The sequence below is a fragment of the Methylobacterium tarhaniae genome (assembly GCF_001043955.1).
Lineage (GTDB): Bacteria > Pseudomonadota > Alphaproteobacteria > Rhizobiales > Beijerinckiaceae > Methylobacterium > Methylobacterium tarhaniae.
In genome coordinates, this window is sequence record NZ_LABZ01000187.1 from 1 (window position 1) to 17,678 (window position 17,678).

Sequence of the window (17,678 nt, forward strand, 5' to 3'; positions counted from 1 at the left end):
GCTGAAAGGAGTGGCGCGGGTTGCCCCCTCTCCCACACGGGAGAGGGGTCCCGCGTTCCATGACACGCGAAACGCAGAATGGCCCGACGGACCTTGCGGCCGTATGGTAGCCTTTCAGAGTCACAAGGTTCCACCCATGTCCGCCCCCACCCCGCTCCACCCCACCAACCCCCGCATCGTTCGCCTCAGCCACGAGGACAACGTCGTGGTCGCGGTGGACCCGATCGTGCCCGGCGCCACCGTGGAAGGGGTGACCGCCTCCGCCCGGGTGCCGCGGGGCCACAAATTCGCGGTGGTGCCGATCGCCGAGGGCGCGCCGATCCGCAAGTTCGGCCAGATCATCGGCTTTGCCAGCCGCGCCATCGCCCCGGGCGAGTGGGTGCACGAGCACAATGTGGGCCTAGGGGAAGCCAAGGGCGACTTCGCCCGCGATTACCGCTTCTGCGAGGAAGCCAAGCCCGTCGCCATGGTGCCGGAAGCCCAGCGCGCCACCTTCGAGGGCTATCGCCGGGCCGACGGCCGGGTCGGCACCCGCAACTATGTCGGCGTGCTGACCTCCGTGAACTGCTCGGCCACGGTCGCCCGCTTCATCGCCGAGGAAGCCCGCCGCTCCGGCCTCCTCGACGAATTTCCGGGCATCGACGGCATCATCCCCCTCACCCACGGCACCGGCTGCGGCTACGACATCCAGGGCGAGGGCGCCGACATCCTCAAGCGCACCCTGTGGGGCTACGCCGCCAACCCGAACATGGGCGGCGTGATCATGGTGGGCCTCGGCTGCGAGGGCCTGCAGATCGACCGCTGGAAGCGCGCCTACGGCATCGAGGAGAGCGAGACCTTCCGCAGCTTCACCATCCAGGATACCGGCGGCACGCGGCGCACGATCGAGGCCGGCGTCGCGGCGCTCCGCGAGATGCTGCCCGCCGTGGCGAAGGCCCGGCGCGAGACCGTGCCGGCCTCCGAGCTGATGCTGGCCCTGCAATGCGGCGGCTCGGACGGTTACTCGGGCATCACGGCGAACCCGGCTTTGGGCGCCGCGGTCGACCGGCTGGTGGCCGAGGGCGGCACCGCGATCCTGTCTGAGACGCCGGAGATCTACGGCGCCGAGCACCTGCTGACCGCGCGGGCCGCCACGCCGGAGATCGGCCACAAGCTCGTCGAGATGATCCACTGGTGGGAGGCCTACACCGCCCGCAACGGCGGCGAGATGAACAACAACCCCTCCCCCGGCAACAAGGCCGGCGGCCTCACCACCATCCTGGAGAAGTCGCTCGGCGCCACCGCCAAGGGCGGCTCGACGACGCTGACCGGCGTCTACCGCTACGCCGAGCCGGTGACGGCGAAGGGCTTCGTCTACATGGACACCCCCGGCTTCGATCCGGTGGCCGCCACCGGCCAGGTCGCGGGCGGGGCCAACGTGCTGTGCTTCACCACCGGCCGCGGCTCGGCCTATGGCTGCAAGCCGACCCCGTCGATCAAGCTCGCCACCAACAGCGAGATGTACCGGCGGATGCAGGATGACATGGACATCGATTGCGGCGACGTGCTCGACGGCGTCTCGATCGAGGAGAAGGGCCGCCAGATCTTCGAGACCATCCTGCGCGTGGCGTCGGGCGAGCGCACCAAGTCCGAGGGCTTCGGCTACGGCGATGCCGAGTTCGTGCCCTGGCAGATCGGTGCGGTGATGTAGCCGGCGCGATATGGCGGGACGGACGGAACCGTTCTAAGGGGCGCTCCGGGGCACAAGGACAAGAACGTCCCGGAGGACACCACGATGACACCGGTTGTGAGCAGCGGGAGCGATCTCACCCGCCGCCAATGGAAGATGACGCTGCTCGCGAGCCTCGGCGGCGGGCTCGAATATTACGACTTCATCGTCTACGGGATCTTCGCCAAGGACATCGCCGCCGCCTTCTTCCCGGCGAGCGATCCGGTCGCGGCCCTGACCCTGTCCCTGGCGGTGTTCGCGGTCGGCTATCTCGCCCGGCCCCTCGGCGGCCTCGTACTCAGCCATTTCGGCGACCGCTACGGCCGCAAGACCGTGTTCGTGGTCACCGTCTTCACCATGTCGGCCTGCACGCTCGGCATGGGCCTGGTGCCGGCTTACGCCTCCTGGGGCGTGTGGGCGACGCTGCTCCTCGTCCTGTTGCGCTTCGTGCAGGGCCTCTGCATCGGCGGCGAGCTGCCCGGCGCCATCACCTTCGTGGTCGAGACCGCCTCGCGCCGCCCGGGCTTGGCCTGCGGCATCGTCTTCTGCCTGGTCAATGGCGGCGTGCTGCTCGCGGCTCTGGTCAATCTCGGCCTGCAATCCGTCCTGCCGCCCGCCGCCATGGCGGAGTATGGCTGGCGCATCGCCTTCCTGTTCGGTGGCGTCGTCGGTCTCGTGAGCTTCGTCCTGCGGCGCTCGCTGGAGGAGACGCCCGAGTTCCTGCGCCTCCAGCACCGCGCCGCCCGCAGCCCGATCGGCGAGGTGCTGCGCCATCATCGCGGCCCGGTGCTGCTCGGCATCGGCATCGTGGCGCTCACCGCCGGGTTCAACGGCATCCTGTTCGCCCACATGCCGGCCTACCTGATCCAGGTGCTCAAGTACCCGCCGCGCGAGGTGGCGCTGGCGATGAACGTGGCGCTCTTCGCCATGTCGGCCTCGCTGCTCTTCGCCTCCTGGTTCGCCGACCGGGTGCCGCCGCGGCGGCTGATGCAGGCCTCCGCCCTCGTCATCCTGGTCGGGGTGATCCCGACCTACATGATGCTGGCACGGGGCGGCGCGAACCTGTTCCTGGTGCTGCCGCTCCTCACCATGGCGGTGGCCGGCGCCAACGGCAGCTTCGCCTACCTGCTCGCCGGGCTCTTCCCCACCCGGGTGCGGTTCAGCGGCGTCGCGCTCTCGCTCAACATCAGCTTCACGCTGCTCAGCGGCCTCGGGCCGCTCGCCGCCAACGCGCTGATCGGTGCCACCGGCTGGGCCGCGGCGCCGGGCGTGATCATCGCGGCCTCGGCGCTGATCGGGCTCGTGGTCGCGAGCCGGCTCTCGGACCGGCCGGCGACGCTGACCGAGGCGGTGCCCGCCTCCGGCTGATGGTGCGCTGCCGCCCGCGCGCCTCACGCGCGCGCGGGTCGCAGCGGCCGGCCTTCTCTTGGGTCGCGGTGATCCGGACCGACGGCCGTCACCCCTCCGGGTGGCGCTCGCGCCAGCGCGGGCCGGGGCCGCGCATGTAGTGGAGTTCGGGACGGTAGGGATCCATGATCGCCGCGACGAGGTCCCGCCAACGCTGGGTGAGGCGTCCGACGAAAGCCATCAACATGGAACCGTCCTCCTGCGCACGACCGATTCGCAATGGAGCCAGGCAGGGATCGTGCCGCTGGTTCGTTGCGAAAATCTTGCCGGGCAGGCTGGTCCGGGGCTTTGGCGAGAATGCGACGGCGGCGTGGAGGGCTTAGGGCAGGATCCCGGCGAGCGTCAGCCCGCCCGCGGCGATCACGGCCAGCACCGCGCCCCAGAGGTCGAGGGGCATCGCGGCCCACCAGGCGGTGCTCTCCGCATGCGGCAGCGGTGCGCCCCGTGCCCGTGCGATGTCGTGCATGGCTGATCTCCCTTGAGGGTTCGCATCCTCCGGGTGCCCGTCTGGCGCGGGAGTCCCTGCCTCACCCTACAGCACGACGCCTCCGCTCGCAGCAGAAAGGACGGATAACGGTCAGAGGATGACGCTCAAAGATGCGTCTTCGGCCGAGATCTGCTTGCGTCGTGTGCAGAGGTGACGGATCGATCCGCGATCGGAGCCTCGATGGGCGCGACCCTTGCACCCGACGCGCTTGTCGTGCCGCCCGTCCCCGTGCTCCGCTGCGGCGACGCTGCTCCAGGATCCGTCCATGCCTTCTTCCGATCTCGTGATGATGCGCGCCACCGACCTCGCGCGGGCGATCCGCGACCGGGCCGTCTCGGCCCGCGAGGTGATGCAGGCCCATCTCGACCAGATCGCCCGCCACAACCCGGCGGTGACCGCGATCGTTTCCTTGCGCGACCCCGACCTCCTCCTCGCCGAGGCCGAGGCCGCCGACCGGGACCTGGCGGAGAACGGCCCGCGCGGGCCGCTGCACGGCCTGCCGCACGCGGTGAAGGACCTCTCGGCCACGGCCGGGATCCGCACCACGCAAGGCTCCCCGCTCTTCCGCGACACCGTGCCGGAGGTCGACGCGATCCACGTCGCGCGGCTGAAGCAGGCGGGCGCGATCCTGATCGGCAAGACCAACGTGCCGGAATTCGGCCTGGGCTCGCACAGCACCAATCCGGTCTTCGGCGTGACGCGCAACGCCTACGACCCGACGAAGGCGGGCGGCGGCTCGAGCGGCGGGGCCGGGGTGGCGCTGGCGCTCCGCATGGTGCCCCTCGCCGACGGCAGCGACCATGGCGGCTCCCTGCGCAACCCGGCCGCCTGGAACAACGTGCTCGGCCTGCGCCCCGCCGCTGGGCGGGTGCCGAACAGCACCGACGAGGTCTTCCTGCCCCAGCTCGGCGTCGTCGGCCCGATGGCGCGCTGCACCGCCGATCTCGGCCTGCTGCTCTCGGTCCAGGCCGGCTACGATCCCCGCACCCCGACCGCGCTCCGCCAGGACCCTGTCGTCTTCGCGGCGCCGCAGCCGCGGGCGCTGAAGGGCTTGCGCATCGGCTGGATCGGCGATTTTGGCGGTCATCTGCCGTTCGAGCCCGGCGTGCTCGATCTCTGCGAGGCGGGCCTCAAGGTGTTCTCCGCCCATGGCGCCGCGATCGAGCCGGTGCTGCCCGCCTTCGATCCGAAGGCGATCTGGCGCGCCTGGGTGGTGCTGCGGCAGGGCCTCACCGGCGCCGCCCTCGCGGCCCATTGGCGCGATCCGGCAAAGCGCGCCGTGATGAAGCCGGAGGCGGTCTGGGAGGTCGAGCAGGGCCGGACGCTGACGGCCTTCGACCTGCACGCCGCCAGCGTCACCCGGACCGCCTGGTATCACTGCGTCCGCGGGCTGTTCGAGCGCTTCGACGTGCTGGCCCTTCCCGCCGCGCAGGTCTTCCCCTTCGACGCCGAGGAGACCTGGCCGCGCCGCATCGCCGGACGCGACATGGACACCTACCACCGCTGGATGGAGGTGGTGGTGCCGGGCACGCTCTCCGGCTGCCCGGTGATCAGCCTGCCCGTCGGCCTGAACCCGGCCGGGCTGCCGATGGGCCTCCAGCTCATCGCCCCGAACCAGGACGAGGCCGGGCTGCTCGCCATCGCGGCGGCCTACGAGGCGGCGACCGGCTTCGACCGCACCCTGCCCCCGGTCCTGCGCGGCTGAACCGCGTCCTGCGCGGCTGAACCGCGTCCTGCGCGGCTGAACCGCGGGGCTGCGGGCGGGATAGGTCTCCTGCTCCGCTTGCTGCCGGGCGAGGTGGCGGCCATACATGGCGGGCAACAAGCTCGGCCACGCCCGAACGGCCGGCACCGGAGGAGACCCCGATGAAGCCCTTCCTGATGGCGGCGCTCGCCGCGAGCGTGTCCTTCGCAGGAGCAGCGTTCGCGCAGGACACGACCGCCGGCGACACCAAGGCCAAGGTCGACAACCTGGAGAAGCTCGGCAGCTTCAAGCAGACCGGCGTCGCCGAGCCGGCGCCGATCCCGCAGACCGGCCGGCGCGCCGACGCGATCAACCGCACGCTCCAGAAGATCAAGGTGCCGGACGGCTTCAAGATCGAGCTCTACGCCGTGGTGCCGGATGCCCGCGCCATGGCGGTCGGCCCGAATGCCGGCGTGGTCTTCGTCGGCACCCGCAAGTCCAAGATGTACACGGTCACCGACCGCGACAAGGACCGGGTCGCCGACGAGGTGAAGGTCTACGCGCCCGGAATCGACTTCAAGATTCCCAACGGCGTCTGCTTCTCCCGCGACGGCGTGCTGACGGTGGTGGAGCAGAACCGGGTGCTGGCCTTCCCGGCGGCCGAGTTCTTCTACGAGGGCACGGACGGCCCGGCCGTCGTCGTGGTCAAGCAGGGCGAGCTGATCCCCCCGAGCGAGGAGAGCTACAACCACACCGCCCGGATCTGCCGCATCGGGCCGGACGGCAAGCTCTACGTCTCGCTCGGCCAGCCCTATAACGTGCCGCCGAAGGACAAGGCCGACCTCTACGCCAAGACCGGCATCGGCGGAATCATCCGCATGGATGCCGACGGCAAGAACCGCGAGGTCTACGCCACCGGCATCCGCAACTCGGTCGGCATGGACTTCGCGACCGACAAGACGCTGTGGTTCACCGACAACCAGGTCGACGGCATGGGCGACGACCAGCCGCCGGGCGAGCTGAACCAGATCACCAAGCCGGGCCAGAATTTCGGCTTCCCGTGGTACGGCGGCGGCGGCGTCCGCACCGTCGAGTACAAGGACGACAAGGTCCCGGCCGACGTCGTGCCGCCGAAGGCGGAACTCCCGCCCCACGCCGCCGATCTCGGCATGATCGTCTACAAGGGCAAGTCGTTCCCGGAGAAGTACCGCGGCGGCATCTTCACCGCCGAACACGGCTCCTGGAACCGCACCACGCCGATCGGCGCCCGGGTGATGTTCGTGCCGGTCAACAAGGACGGCACCGCCGGCAAGCCCGAGCCCTTCGCCGAGGGCTGGCTGACGGAAGGCGGCGAGTATCTCGGCCGCCCGGTCGACGTCGCCACCCTGCCCGACGGCTCGCTGCTGGTCTCCGACGACACGGCCGGCGCGATCTACCGTATCTCCTACGAGAAGTAGGTTTTTCTCAGAGGGGGCGGCCGGACGGTCGCCCCCTCCTTCCTCTCAGGAGATGCCCATGACCCGCACCCTCGCCGTCCTGCTGCTGCTCGCCGCGACAGGGCCGGCCGTCGCCGGGGACGCCAAGGCCGGCCGGGCCAAGGCGGTGGGCTGCCAGGCCTGCCACGGCCTCGACGGTCTCTCGAAGCTCCCCGACGCGCCGAACCTCGCCGGCCAGGTCGAGCCCTACCTCGTCAAGGCGCTCACCGAGTTCCGCAACGGGACCCGGAAGAACGAGGTGATGTCGGTGGCGGCGCAGGAGCTGTCGGACGCCGACATCGCCAACCTGGCGGCGTATTACAGCGGGATCCAGATCGACGTGATTCCGCCAGGGTGAGTTGTGCCATGGGAGGCCGCTCATCAAACCTGTTCGAGATCACTCATTCCTTCCTACCCACGACCTCATCCTGAGGTGTTAGCCGATTGAAAATCGGCTGACCTCGAAGGAGGCTTCCCAAGGATCGCGGAGTGTCAAGGATCGCGGAGAGTCATGGAGCCCTCCTTCGAGGCTGTCGCAAGCGGCAGCACCTCAGGATGAGGCCGTGAGTGGGGGAGACTCGGAGAAGCAGCCGAGTCGGCTGCTCATCGTCAAGCCGAAGCCGCCTCGACGATGCGGATGTCGTGCTCGGCCCCGCCCACCAGGGCGGCGAGAGCCTCCTGGCAGCACTGTCGTGGGCCGCCATCGCCTGCGCGACGCTGTCGAACTCGATCACCACCGAACGCTGCGCGAGACCTGCCTCGTAGGTGTGCGCCGGCAATCCCCGGACGAGGATGCGTCCGCCGGCCGCTTGGAGCGCCGGTCCGCTGAGCTTGGCGTAGGCGGCGAGGGCGTCGGGGTTGCTCAACACAGGAGGCTGTGCGGGTGCGAGAGCGACGGCCGTCGCTCCCGCCGCGCTCAACCTGCTGTGTCATGGACCGTGGGCAGGCCAACGCAAATCTGCTTAGGCCACCACCCGCCCGATCACCGCCACCGGTCCGCCCCCGTCCGGCCCCTGGTGCTCGGCGCCACCCGACACGAACAGGTCCGTGCGCCCGATCGCCGCCGCCGCCACGCCGCCGACCAGCGCCCTTGCGTGGCGGGTGGCGTTGATGTCGCTGTCGTCGTTCATGATGTGGCGGCGGCCGCGGATCAGGCCGTTGCCCGAGGGCTCGGCCTTGGCCAGCAGGGCGAGGACGCGCTCGGCCGCCTCCGGCGGGAGCTGGCCGGCGCCGGGGAATCCGAGATCGGCGAGCGCGCCCTGGATCGCCGGGAAATCGATCCCGTCGCGCATGACCCGGTGGGCGATGCGCAAGGGGCCGCTCCAGCCCGGCGCGTTGCCGAGGACGATGATCTCGTTGCGCATCAGCTCGATCCCCGCCGAGGCGCTGGCGCGGCCGGAATAGAGGTCGGTGCGGGTGCCGATGACGGAATCGTCGAGCGCCGATTCCGGGATCTCGCCGAGAGCGAGCCCGATCCCCAGCGCCGAGGCGCCGCGGGAGAGGCCCATCGACGCGTAGGTGTCGTGGGTCGCCACGCCCTCGCCCCGCGCGGCCGCCTCCTGGATGCGGGCGCTGGTGAGGAGCGGGCACTTCACCTGCACGAAATGGACGTCGGAGACCTCGGCGAGGCCCGCTATCGCCATGGCGCGCCGCACGGCCGCCGCGGTAGCGCGGACCTGCGCCATGCGGCCGATCTCCTCGGGCAGAAAGTCGTCCGTGAAGGCGGTGCCGACCGCGAGCGCCTTGCCCTTTGCCGCCTTGCCCTCCCCGGCCGGTCCCTCGCGCCGGGCGAGGATCAGCAGGTGGGGCGAGAGCCCGCCCTCGGTGCCGCCGGACATCACCAGGGCGACCCGGGCGCCGATCGTCGCCGGCGACACGCCGAGGCGGGCGCCGAGCGCCGCTTCCAGGGCCATCACGGCGAGAGGCCGGGTGAAATCGTTGACGCAGCCATTGCCCTCGGTCTTGCCGAACACCGCCACGATCTCGTCGGGAGCCACGGCGCCGGACTCGATCAGGGCGTCGAGACCCGAGATGTCGGCGGGGTGCCGGGTCGGCACGCGGAAGACGAGGCATTCGGGCATCGGGGATTCTCGGGGCGCTGTCGGAGGGGCCGGACCGTCCGGCCGGGTGGGCGAGACGGCCACCGCCCGCCCTTGCAAATGCGCCGCCAACCCGGCCGACGATGCTGCGCCGCCACAAGCCTGGCCATAACTACGCCACCCGGGTAGCCGCGCCGGGGGCGGATGCGCTAGTCTGACATCCCGCGCCCGGGAGGTCCTTAGCCCGATGCCGATACCGTTGAGCCGCATCCGGCCCGCCGTGTCCGCACGGGCCTCCCTGTCGTCCCGGGCCGCGATGTCCGCACGGACCGAAGTGTCCGCAGGATGAGCTTCCTGTCCCCCGTGCCCGGCGGCTCTCCGCAGCGGGTGCTGATCTACTCGCACGACACGTTCGGGCTCGGCCACCTGCGCCGCGCGCGGGCGATCGCGCATGCCCTGGTGGCGGGCGCGCCGGAGCGGCGGGTGGTGATCCTCTCCGGCTCGCCGGTGAGCCACGCCTTCCGCTTCGCCCCCGGGGTGACCTGCCGGCGCCTGCCGGGGGTGACCAAGCTCGCCAGCGGCGAGTACCAGAGCCTGGGCCCCGGTCACGGCCTCGACGAGGTGGTGGCGACCCGCGCCGCCCTGATCCGCCACGTCGCCGAGCGTTTCGCCCCCGACCTGTTCCTCGTCGACAAGGAACCGGCGGGCTTCCACGGCGAGGTGCTGCCGACGCTCCACCGCCTCAAGGCACGGGGCTGCCGGCTGGTCCTCGGCCTGCGCGACGTCCTCGACGATCCGGCGCTGCTGGCACCCGAATGGGAGCGCAAGGGCGCGCTCGCGGTGCTGCCGCTCTACGATTCGCTCTGGATCTACGGCCTGGAGGAGATCTACGCCCCCCTCGACGGGCTGGCGCTGCCGGGAGGCGTCGCGGAGCGCCTGACCTATACCGGCTACCTGCGCCGCGAGGCGCCCGGCGCGGCCATGTCCGACGAGGCGGAGGAGGAGCCGTTCCTGCTCGTCACCCCGGGCGGCGGCGGCGACGGGGTCGAGCTCGTCGAGGCGGTGGTGCGGGCCTACGAGGCGCAGGGCCTCGCGCACCGGGCGCTCGTCGTGTTCGGCCCGTTCTTCCCGGCCGCCGAGCAGGCTGCCTTGAGCGCCCGCATCGCGGCCCATCCGCGCCTCGCCTCCCTCGATTTCGACGCGCGGCTGGAGCGGCTGATGCGGCGCGCCGCCGGCGTGGTGGCGATGGGCGGCTACAACACCTTCTGCGAGATCCTGTCCTTCGACCGTCCGGCCCTGATCCTGCCGCGGGTGCGGCCCCGGCGCGAGCAGCTGATCCGCGCCCGCGCCGCCGCCCGGCTCGGCCTCGTCGGCGTGATCGAGCCCGGCGAGGACCGGGACACCGCTCGCATGGCCGCGGCGCTCGCCGCCCTGCCCCACCGGCCGACCCCATCGTCCCGGCCGATCCCCGGCCTCCTCGACGGCCTGACGGCGATCCGCCGCCTCGCCGCCGCACCGGACGCGCCTTGCGTGGCCGCCGAGTAAACCATCCTGCCCATGCCCCCGCTCCGCATCGCCGTCCTGGTCAAGGGCTATCCGCGCCTGTCCGAGACCTTCATCGCCCAGGAGCTGCTGGGCCTCGAGGCCCGGGGCCTGGACCTCGCGATCTGGTCCCTGCGCCAGCCGCATGACGGCGCCGTGCATCCGATGCACCGGCAGATCCGCGCGCCCGTCGCCTACCTGCCGGAATACCTCTACCAGGCGCCGTGGCGGGTGCTGCGCGGCGCGCTCGCGGCCCTGCGCCGGCCGGGTCTGTGGACCCTTCTGACGCTCGTCCGGCGCGACCTCGCCCGCGATCCCACACCCAATCGCGGCCGGCGCCTCGGCCAGGCCCTGGTGCTCGCCCGCGAGCTGCCGGCGGAGATCGGCCACATCCACGTCCATTACCTGCACACCCCGGCCTCGGTGGCGCGCTACGCCGCCATCTTGAGCGGGCGGAGCTGGAGCGCCTCGGCCCACGCCAAGGACATCTGGACCACGCCGGACTGGGAGCTGGCGGAGAAGCTCGACGATGCGCGGCTGGCCTTCGCGGTCACCTGCACGGCGGCGGGTGCGGCGCGCCTGCGCGAGGTCGCGAGCGATCCGGGCCGGGTCTCGCTCGTCTATCACGGCCTCGACCTGTCGCGGTTCCCCACCCCCCCGGAGAGCCGCTCAGCCAGGGACGGGTCTGACCCGGCCGATCCCCTGCGCCTCGTCACGGTCGGCCGGGCGGTGGCGAAGAAGGGCTTCGACGACCTCCTCGACGCGCTGGCCGCCCTTCCCCCCGACCTGCATTGGCGCCTCGCCCATATCGGCGGCGGCGAGGCGCTGGCGGCGTTGCGCCAGAAGGCCGCCTCCCTCGGCCTGTCGCAGAAGGTGATCTTCCTGGGCGCCAAGCCCCAGCCCGAGGTGGTGGCGCTGCTGCGCGAGGCCGACCTGTTCGTGCTGCCGGCCAAGCGTGCGCCCTCCGGCGACCGCGACGGGCTGCCCAACGTTATCATGGAGGCGGCCTCGCAGGGCCTCGCGGTGGTCGCGACCGACTTCGCCGGCATCCCGGAATTCCTGCGCGACGGCGTCGAGGGCCGGCTGGTGCCGCCGGGCGATTGGGGGGCCTTGTCGAACGCCATCAACCTGCTCGCCCGCGATCCCGCGGAGCGGGCCCGCCTCGCCGCGGCGGCTTTGGCCCGGCTGCGGGCGGAGTTCGGCGCCGAAGCCGGGTTCGAGACGGTGGCCCGGCTGCTCCACGGTGCGGCCGGGCGATGAGCCGGGTCGCCTTCTACGCGCCCCTCAAGGCCCCCGACCACCCGGTCCCCTCCGGCGAGCGCACCATGGCGCGCTTGCTCCAGCGGGCGCTGGCCGTGGCGGGGTTCGCGCCGGAGGTCGCCAGCACCCTCCGCACCCGCGATCCCCAGGGGTCGCGGCATCCGGGCTTGAAGGCGGAATCCCTGGCGGAGGCCGGGCGGCTGGTCGCAGCGTACCGGACCGATCCGCCCGCCCTCTGGTTCACCTACCACGTCTACTACAAGGCGCCGGACTGGATCGGCCCGGCGGTGTCGCGGGCGCTCGGCATCCCCTACGTGGTGGCGGAGGGCTCGCGGGCACCAAAGCGCGCCCGTGGCCCGCACGCCCTCGGCCATGCCGGGGCCGAGTCGGCGCTCGATACCGCTGCGCTGATCCTGGTGATGAACCGCCGCGACCGTCCGGCCCTGGAGGCGGCACGGCCGGGGGGGCAGGTGCTCGCCGACCTGCCGCCCTTCCTCGATCCGGCCGACTGGCCGGCGACCCTGCCCGGGAGGGCGCCCGGCCCCTTGCGCCTCCTCGCCGTCGCGATGATGCGGGAGGGCGACAAGCTCGCCTCCTACCGGCTGCTGGCCGAGGCCCTGGCGCGGGTCGGTGATCGTCCCTGGACCCTCGACGTGGCCGGCGACGGCCCGGCGGCGGCGGAGGTGGCGGCCCTGCTCGCGCCCTTCGGTGAGCGGGTGCGTCGTCACGGCGCCGTGGCGCCCGCCGGTCTCTCGGCCCTCTACGCCGCCGCCGGCCTCCTCGTCTGGCCGGCCGTGAACGAGGCCTACGGCATGGCGCTCCTGGAGGCGCAGGCCCATGGCTGCCCGGTGGTGGCCGGCGGCTATGGCGGGGTGCCGGACGTGGTGCGGGATCACGTGACCGGCCGGGTGACGCCGCCGGGCGATGCCCCGGCCCTCGCCGCCGCGATCCGCGACCTCATGGATGCGCCCGACACGCTCGCGGCGATGCGGGACGCCGCCCTCGCCTTCGCCCGCGAGGAGCGCGGCCTGGACGCGGCGGCTGCCCGCCTGCGCGCGGCGCTCGTCCCGCTGCTGCGGGGGCAGGCATGAGCCGGATCCTGATCGCCGTCACCCACCTCCTCGGCGCCGGGCATCTCACCCGGGCGGCGGCTCTGGCGCGGGCCTTCGCGGGCGCCGGCCACGCCGTGACGCTCGTCTCCGGCGGCATGCCGGTGGCGCTGCCCCGCCTCGAGGGCATCCGCCTGGTGCAGCTGCCGCCGGTTCGCATCACCGGCACCGCCTTCACGGCGCTCCTCGACCCGGAGGGCGTGCCGGTGACGGCGGAGCGCCTGGCGGCCCGCCGCGACGCCCTGCTCGCCGCCTTCGCGGAGGCCGCGCCGGACGCGGTCATCACCGAACTCTACCCGTTCGGCCGCCGGGTCCTGGCGCCGGAATTCGAGGCCCTGACCGCGGCCGTGCGGGGCGCCGCGCCCCGCCCCCTGCTCCTCGCCTCGATCCGCGACGTGCTGGCGACTCCGAGCCGCCCGGAGCGGATCGCCGCCACCCATGCGCGCCTCGAAGCCTACGACGCCGTGCTGGTCCACGGCGATCCGATCTTCCTGCCCCTCGACCTCTCCTGGCCGGTCGGGGCCGCGCTCGCCCGGCGCCTGCGCCATACCGGCTACGTCGACGAGGCCGAGGCGGTCCCCGCCCGGGACGGTCCACGCTCCGGCATCGTGGTCTCGGGCGGCTCCAGCGCCGCCGGGCTGCCGCTCCAGGAAGCGGCGGTCGCGGCGGCGGCGCTGACGCCCGGCCTGTCCTGGCGCATCCTCGTCGGCCGGGCGGTGCCCGAGCCCGCCTTCGCGGCGCTCGCTTCGGCCGCGCCCCCGAACGCGATCGTCGAACGGGCCCGGCCGGATTTCCGCGCGCTGCTGTCGCGGGCCGCCCTGTCGGTCAGCCAATCCGGCTACAACACGGTGCTCGACCTGCTGCACGGCGGCGCCCCGGCCCTGCTGGTGCCGTTCGAGGCCGGCCACGAGACCGAGCAGCGCCTGCGTGCCGAGACCCTGGCCGCCCATGGCCTCGCACGGGTGCTGCCGGAGAGCGAGCTGACGGCGGAGCGCCTGGCGGAGGCGGTTCTGGCGGCACCACCGCGAGCGACGCACCACGCCATCGCCCGCGACGGGGCGCGGCGGAGCGTGGCGATCGTGGAGGAGATGCTGGGTCCTGCCTCCCGTACGGGAGCGGGGGGAGCGCCTCACGTCCACGCGCCTTTCGACCTCTCCCCCCTCACCGATGCCCTCGCCCGCGCCGCGGACCGGGGCCGCATCACGGCCCTGTGGTGGCGCGACGACGACGCGACGGCCCACACCCCCGCCATCGATCGCCTGCTCGCCCTCGCGGCCCGGACCGGCTGGCCGGTCGCCCTGGCGGTGGTGCCGGCCCGGGCGGAGCCGTCTCTGGCGGCGCGCGTGGCGGACGAGACCGGCATCGACCTCCTGGTCCACGGGCTCGCCCACGCCAACCATGCCCCCGCCGACGCCAAGAAGGCGGAATTCGGCCCGCATCGCCCCCTCACGGCGCTACGGGACAACGCGGCGGAAGCCCTGGCCCTCGCGAAGGCCCGCCTCGGCCCTCGCCTGCTGCCGGTGCTGGTGCCGCCGTGGAACCGCGTCGCCCCCGACCTGCCCGAGAACCTGCCGCCTCTCGGCTATCGCGGAATCTCGGCAGCCGGTCTCCTGCCCCCGGTGCCCGGCCTCGTCCAGGCCCATGCCGCCATCGACCCGATCGCCTGGCGCTCCGGGGCTAAGCTCGCCGACCCGGCCGGAGTGATCGCCCGCGCGGCCCGGGCGGTGGCGGAGGGCGGCGCGGTCGGGCTCCTCACCCATCATCTGGTGCAGGACGAGGCGACCTGGGCGTTCTGCGAGCGTCTCCTCGACCATCTGTCCGCCCACGCGGCGAAAGACCGGGCATCGAGACGATCGCGGGCCGCCGCTTTGTTTGCGCCCGCGGCGTCGCCCGTGTCACAAACGGACCCTATCTTCCCGTGAAGATCCGGGGACACCCATCCCCCCGAGAGGACAGCACGGCACCAGGATGACGGCACCGCTCCTGTCGATCCGCGACCTCACGGTCGATTTCACCACCGATACCGGCTCGTTCCGGGCGGTGGACTGTCTGTCCCTCGACGTGCCGGCGGGCCGCACCGTGGCCCTCGTCGGCGAGTCGGGCTCGGGCAAGTCGGTGACCGCGCAGGCGATCCTCCAGATCCTGCCCAAGGTCGCGCGGATCACCGGCGGCCAGATCCGCCTCTCGGATCCGGCGAGCCCGCCCGGAACCACCGACATCGCGGCCCTGAGAGCCGATTCCGCCCGGATGCAAGCCTTGCGCGGCGGGCGGATCGCGATGATCTTCCAGGAGCCGATGACCTCGCTGTCGCCGCTCCACACCGTCGGCGACCAGGTCACCGAGGCCTTGCGCCTGCACGCCGACGTGTCGGCCGACCAGGCCAAGGCCCGGGCGATCGAGGTGTTCGACCGCGTCGGCTTCCCCGATCCGAAGCGGGCGCTCGTCACCTACCCGTTCGAATTGTCCGGTGGCCTGCGCCAGCGCGCGATGATCGCCATGGCGCTCATCACCAAGCCCGCCCTCCTCATCGCCGACGAGCCGACGACGGCCCTCGACGTCACCACCCAGGCCCAGATCCTGGAACTGATGCGCGAGTTGCAGGCCGAGACCGGCATGGCGATGCTGCTCATCACCCACGATCTCGGCGTCGTCGCCAACATGGCCGACGACGTGGTGGTGATGTATCGCGGCCGGGTGATGGAGGCGGGCTCGCGGGAGGAGATTTTCCGCCATCCCGGCCACCCCTACCTGAAAGCCCTGATGCGGGCGGTGCCGCGCTTCCACATGGAGCCCGGCGAGCGCCTGACCCCGATCCGCGAGGTGAAGAGCGCGGTGCTCGCCCGCAAGGCCGGCGAGCCGCACCGGCCCGATCCGGCCGGGCCGCTCTTGGCGATCGAGGGGGTGCGCAAGTCCTTCACCCTCCGCTCGGGCTGGTTCAAGGGGAAGACCCGCACCATCAACGCCGTCAACGGCGTGTCCTTGAGCCTGCATCCCGGCCGCACCCTCGGCCTCGTCGGCGAGTCGGGCTGCGGAAAGACGACGCTGTCGAAGGTGGTGATGCGGGCCCTGCGCCCCGATGCCGGCACCGTGACCTTCGACGACGGCTCTGGACGCGGCCCGCGCGACGTCTTCGCCCTCAAGGACCGGGAGCTGAAGGACTTCCGCCGCGCGGTGCAGTTCGTGTTCCAGGACCCGTTCTCGTCGCTCAACCCGCGCATGACGGTCTACGAGCTCCTGACCGAACCCCTGCGCATCCACGGCGTCGGCAACGCGGACGAGCGCTACGAGCGGGCCAAGGAACTGCTCGACATGGTCGGGCTCGACCAGTCCTCCTTGCGCCGCTACCCGCACGCCTTCTCGGGCGGCCAGCGCCAGCGGCTCGGCATCGCCCGGGCGCTGGCGCTCAAGCCCCGGGTCCTGCTCTGCGACGAGCCGGTCTCGGCCCTCGACGTGTCGGTCCAGGCCCAGGTGCTGAACCTGCTCAAGGACCTCCAGGCGAGCCTCGGCGTCTCCTACCTGTTCGTCTCGCACAACCTCGCGGTGGTCGACTACATCGCCGATACGATCGCGGTGATGTGCCGGGGCTACATCGTCGAGGAGGCGCCGAAGGAGGCGCTGTTCCGCAACCCGGCCCATCCCTACACCAGGGCCCTGCTCGCCGCCGTCCCCGAACCCGACCTCGACCACCCCCTCGACCTGAAGCTGCTGATGAGCGACCGCTTCTCCGACCCGGCGAGCTGGCCCGAGCCCTACCGCCTCGTCGGCGGCGCGGCCGGGGCCATGACCGAGATCGAGCCCGGGCATTGCGTCCGGGTCGCCGGGCCGGTGCTCCGGCAAGCCGCCTGACCTTTTCAAGAGACTTCGATGCCCCACGGCGCCGCCCTCCGTCCCCACCCCTTCGTCGAGCGGCTGCGCCGCCGCTTCCTCGGCCGCCTGTTCGACCGTCTCGGCTACGATCTCGTCCCGGCGGTGTCCGACTGGAATCACCGCCCGCTCTCGGGACCGGAGACCGACGCGCTGATCGCAGGCGCCGCCGCGCGCCTCGACCATGACCTCGCGCAGTCCGGCCTGAGCCTGCCGGGGGGGGCCGCGCCCCTCGTCGCGACCTTCTGGGACCTGATCGCCGCGGCACCGGTGGCGCAGAAGCGCGGCGGCAACGGCTTCAACGGCGCGCTCCAGCTCTACGTGCTGATGCGGGCCCTCAACCCCGAGGTCATCGTCGAGTCGGGCGTGTTCCGCGGCCTCACGACCTGGGTGATGCGCCAGGCCTGCCCGCAGGCCGAGATCTTCTGCTTCGACCCCGACCTCTCGGGCCTGCGCTACCGCGACCCGCGCGCGCATTACCACGCCGGCGACTGGTCGGCGGCGCGCCTGCCGCGCCTCGACCCGGACCGGGCGGTCGGCTTCTTCGACGACCATATCAGCCAGGCCCGGCGGGTGCTCCAGGCCCGCGAGCGCGGCCTGACGCGGTTGATCTTCGACGACGACGCCGCCGCGCACCGGCTCCACGCCCATGGGGGGCCGGCTTTCCCGACCATCGCCATGCTGACCGCGCCCCGCTCCGGCGAGCCGGTGCGCTGGCGTCGCAACGGCCGGGAATTCGTCTACCGGCCCGACGACCCGGAGGCGAGCGCCGCCCGGGCGGCCATCGCCGCCAGCCACGCCTTCGACGACCTGCACGCCGCGACCGGCTACTCGCCCACCCGCCTCACCTGGGTGCGCCTGCACGGGAGGGACGGGACATGACGGTTCGGTTCCAACATCGTTTCACGGGCGTCGCCGCGGGTGAACCCTCCCCCCTCTGCGGGGGAGGGTGGCCTGCGAAGCAGGCCGGGAGAGGGGCAGAGCGACGCTGATCCAGGGGGGGCACCCTTCACCATGGTCGCGACCTCTCCGGAAACGGGGTTCCCCTCTCCCGCCCCGCTCCGCGGGGCACCCTCCCCCGCAGAGGGGGGAGGGTTCAGGGC

15 protein-coding genes are annotated in these 17,678 nt (G+C 72.5%); 11 read left to right on the top strand and 4 right to left on the bottom strand.

Annotated elements, in window-relative coordinates:
• Positions 1 to 136 precede the first annotated feature (136 nt).
• Together VQ03_RS23805 and VQ03_RS23810 are read left to right on the top strand one after the other, a co-directional pair.
• Entirely contained in the window at positions 137 to 1,690 is a 1,554-nt protein-coding gene (locus tag VQ03_RS23805) for a UxaA family hydrolase (protein WP_048453386.1), read from the top strand.
• An 84-nt stretch (positions 1,691 to 1,774) separates the two neighbouring features.
• On the top strand, positions 1,775 to 3,076 hold the full coding sequence (locus VQ03_RS23810; protein WP_048453387.1) for an MFS transporter: 1,302 nt from the start codon (positions 1,775 to 1,777) through the stop codon (positions 3,074 to 3,076).
• Between the two features lie 88 nt (positions 3,077 to 3,164).
• Here VQ03_RS23810 and VQ03_RS33940 read toward each other — a convergent pair whose 3' ends face one another.
• Positions 3,165 to 3,302, bottom strand: coding sequence for a hypothetical protein (locus VQ03_RS33940; RefSeq protein ID WP_167376124.1), 138 nt, complete (start codon positions 3,300 to 3,302; stop codon positions 3,165 to 3,167).
• Positions 3,303 to 3,434: 132 nt separating this feature from the next.
• Positions 3,435 to 3,581: a hypothetical protein gene (locus tag VQ03_RS33945; protein WP_167376125.1), complete on the bottom strand. Its 147-nt coding sequence runs from the start codon at positions 3,579 to 3,581 to the stop codon at positions 3,435 to 3,437.
• A 286-nt stretch (positions 3,582 to 3,867) separates the two neighbouring features.
• On the opposite strand from VQ03_RS33945, the gene VQ03_RS23815 reads away from it, so the two are divergent.
• The 3 genes from VQ03_RS23815 to VQ03_RS23825 all read left to right on the top strand — a co-directional run bounded on the left by VQ03_RS23815 (position 3,868) and on the right by VQ03_RS23825 (position 7,119).
• Positions 3,868 to 5,307, top strand: a complete 1,440-nt coding sequence (locus tag VQ03_RS23815) for an amidase (RefSeq protein ID WP_048453388.1) — start codon at positions 3,868 to 3,870, stop codon at positions 5,305 to 5,307.
• A gap of 161 nt (positions 5,308 to 5,468) precedes the next feature.
• A complete protein-coding gene (locus VQ03_RS23820; protein ID WP_048453389.1) occupies positions 5,469 to 6,743 on the top strand; it encodes a PQQ-dependent sugar dehydrogenase in 1,275 nt (424 codons plus the stop codon).
• Between the two features lie 58 nt (positions 6,744 to 6,801).
• Entirely contained in the window at positions 6,802 to 7,119 is a 318-nt protein-coding gene (locus VQ03_RS23825; RefSeq protein WP_208605541.1) for a c-type cytochrome, read from the top strand.
• Between the two features lie 151 nt (positions 7,120 to 7,270).
• Here the strand turns inward: VQ03_RS23825 and VQ03_RS32185 are convergent, their stop codons facing one another.
• Together VQ03_RS32185 and atzD are read right to left on the bottom strand one after the other, a co-directional pair.
• Complete coding sequence (locus VQ03_RS32185; protein WP_245292178.1) at positions 7,271 to 7,630, bottom strand: DUF1330 domain-containing protein; 360 nt, start codon at positions 7,628 to 7,630, stop codon at positions 7,271 to 7,273.
• A 93-nt stretch (positions 7,631 to 7,723) separates the two neighbouring features.
• On the bottom strand, positions 7,724 to 8,842 hold the full coding sequence (gene atzD, locus VQ03_RS23830) for a cyanuric acid amidohydrolase (protein WP_048453391.1): 1,119 nt from the start codon (positions 8,840 to 8,842) through the stop codon (positions 7,724 to 7,726).
• Positions 8,843 to 9,145: 303 nt separating this feature from the next.
• Between atzD and VQ03_RS23835 the strand changes: the two genes are divergently transcribed.
• Genes VQ03_RS23835 through VQ03_RS23860 form a run of 6 tightly spaced genes read left to right on the top strand, consistent with a single transcriptional unit; the run spans position 9,146 to position 17,457 of the window.
• Positions 9,146 to 10,345 (top strand): glycosyltransferase family protein, encoded by a 1,200-nt coding sequence (locus tag VQ03_RS23835; RefSeq protein ID WP_048453392.1) that lies wholly within the window; start codon positions 9,146 to 9,148, stop codon positions 10,343 to 10,345.
• Between the two features lie 12 nt (positions 10,346 to 10,357).
• Complete coding sequence (locus VQ03_RS23840) at positions 10,358 to 11,602, top strand: glycosyltransferase (protein ID WP_048453393.1); 1,245 nt, start codon at positions 10,358 to 10,360, stop codon at positions 11,600 to 11,602.
• Entirely contained in the window at positions 11,599 to 12,693 is a 1,095-nt protein-coding gene (locus tag VQ03_RS23845; protein ID WP_048453394.1) for a glycosyltransferase family 4 protein, read from the top strand. Before VQ03_RS23840 ends, VQ03_RS23845 begins: the two co-directional genes overlap by 4 nt.
• Complete coding sequence (locus VQ03_RS23850; protein WP_048453395.1) at positions 12,690 to 14,633, top strand: glycosyltransferase; 1,944 nt, start codon at positions 12,690 to 12,692, stop codon at positions 14,631 to 14,633. The genes VQ03_RS23845 and VQ03_RS23850 overlap by 4 nt, the downstream gene beginning before the upstream one ends.
• A 46-nt stretch (positions 14,634 to 14,679) precedes the next feature.
• Entirely contained in the window at positions 14,680 to 16,557 is a 1,878-nt protein-coding gene (locus tag VQ03_RS23855; protein WP_048453396.1) for an ABC transporter ATP-binding protein, read from the top strand.
• Between the two features lie 18 nt (positions 16,558 to 16,575).
• Positions 16,576 to 17,457: a hypothetical protein gene (locus tag VQ03_RS23860; protein ID WP_048453397.1), complete on the top strand. Its 882-nt coding sequence runs from the start codon at positions 16,576 to 16,578 to the stop codon at positions 17,455 to 17,457.
• The last annotated feature ends 221 nt before the right edge of the window (positions 17,458 to 17,678 follow it).

Excerpts from the sequence above, each read along its gene's own strand:
- VQ03_RS23860 (WP_048453397.1), top strand. The coding sequence starts at position 16,576 with ATGCCCCACGGCGCCGCCCTCCGTCCCCACCCCTTCGTCGAGCGGCTG.
- VQ03_RS23805 (WP_048453386.1), top strand. The coding sequence starts at position 137 with ATGTCCGCCCCCACCCCGCTCCACCCCACCAACCCCCGCATCGTTCGC.
- atzD (WP_048453391.1), bottom strand. The coding sequence starts at position 8,842 with ATGCCCGAATGCCTCGTCTTCCGCGTGCCGACCCGGCACCCCGCCGAC.
- VQ03_RS23820 (WP_048453389.1), top strand. The coding sequence starts at position 5,469 with ATGAAGCCCTTCCTGATGGCGGCGCTCGCCGCGAGCGTGTCCTTCGCA.
- VQ03_RS23810 (WP_048453387.1), top strand. The coding sequence starts at position 1,775 with ATGACACCGGTTGTGAGCAGCGGGAGCGATCTCACCCGCCGCCAATGG.
- VQ03_RS33945 (WP_167376125.1), bottom strand. The coding sequence starts at position 3,581 with ATGCACGACATCGCACGGGCACGGGGCGCACCGCTGCCGCATGCGGAG.
- VQ03_RS23835 (WP_048453392.1), top strand. The coding sequence starts at position 9,146 with ATGAGCTTCCTGTCCCCCGTGCCCGGCGGCTCTCCGCAGCGGGTGCTG.
- VQ03_RS23855 (WP_048453396.1), top strand. The coding sequence starts at position 14,680 with ATGACGGCACCGCTCCTGTCGATCCGCGACCTCACGGTCGATTTCACC.
- VQ03_RS23815 (WP_048453388.1), top strand. The coding sequence starts at position 3,868 with ATGCCTTCTTCCGATCTCGTGATGATGCGCGCCACCGACCTCGCGCGG.
- VQ03_RS23850 (WP_048453395.1), top strand. The coding sequence starts at position 12,690 with ATGAGCCGGATCCTGATCGCCGTCACCCACCTCCTCGGCGCCGGGCAT.
- VQ03_RS23845 (WP_048453394.1), top strand. The coding sequence starts at position 11,599 with ATGAGCCGGGTCGCCTTCTACGCGCCCCTCAAGGCCCCCGACCACCCG.
- VQ03_RS33940 (WP_167376124.1), bottom strand. The coding sequence starts at position 3,302 with ATGTTGATGGCTTTCGTCGGACGCCTCACCCAGCGTTGGCGGGACCTC.
- VQ03_RS23840 (WP_048453393.1), top strand. The coding sequence starts at position 10,358 with ATGCCCCCGCTCCGCATCGCCGTCCTGGTCAAGGGCTATCCGCGCCTG.
- VQ03_RS23825 (WP_208605541.1), top strand. The coding sequence starts at position 6,802 with ATGACCCGCACCCTCGCCGTCCTGCTGCTGCTCGCCGCGACAGGGCCG.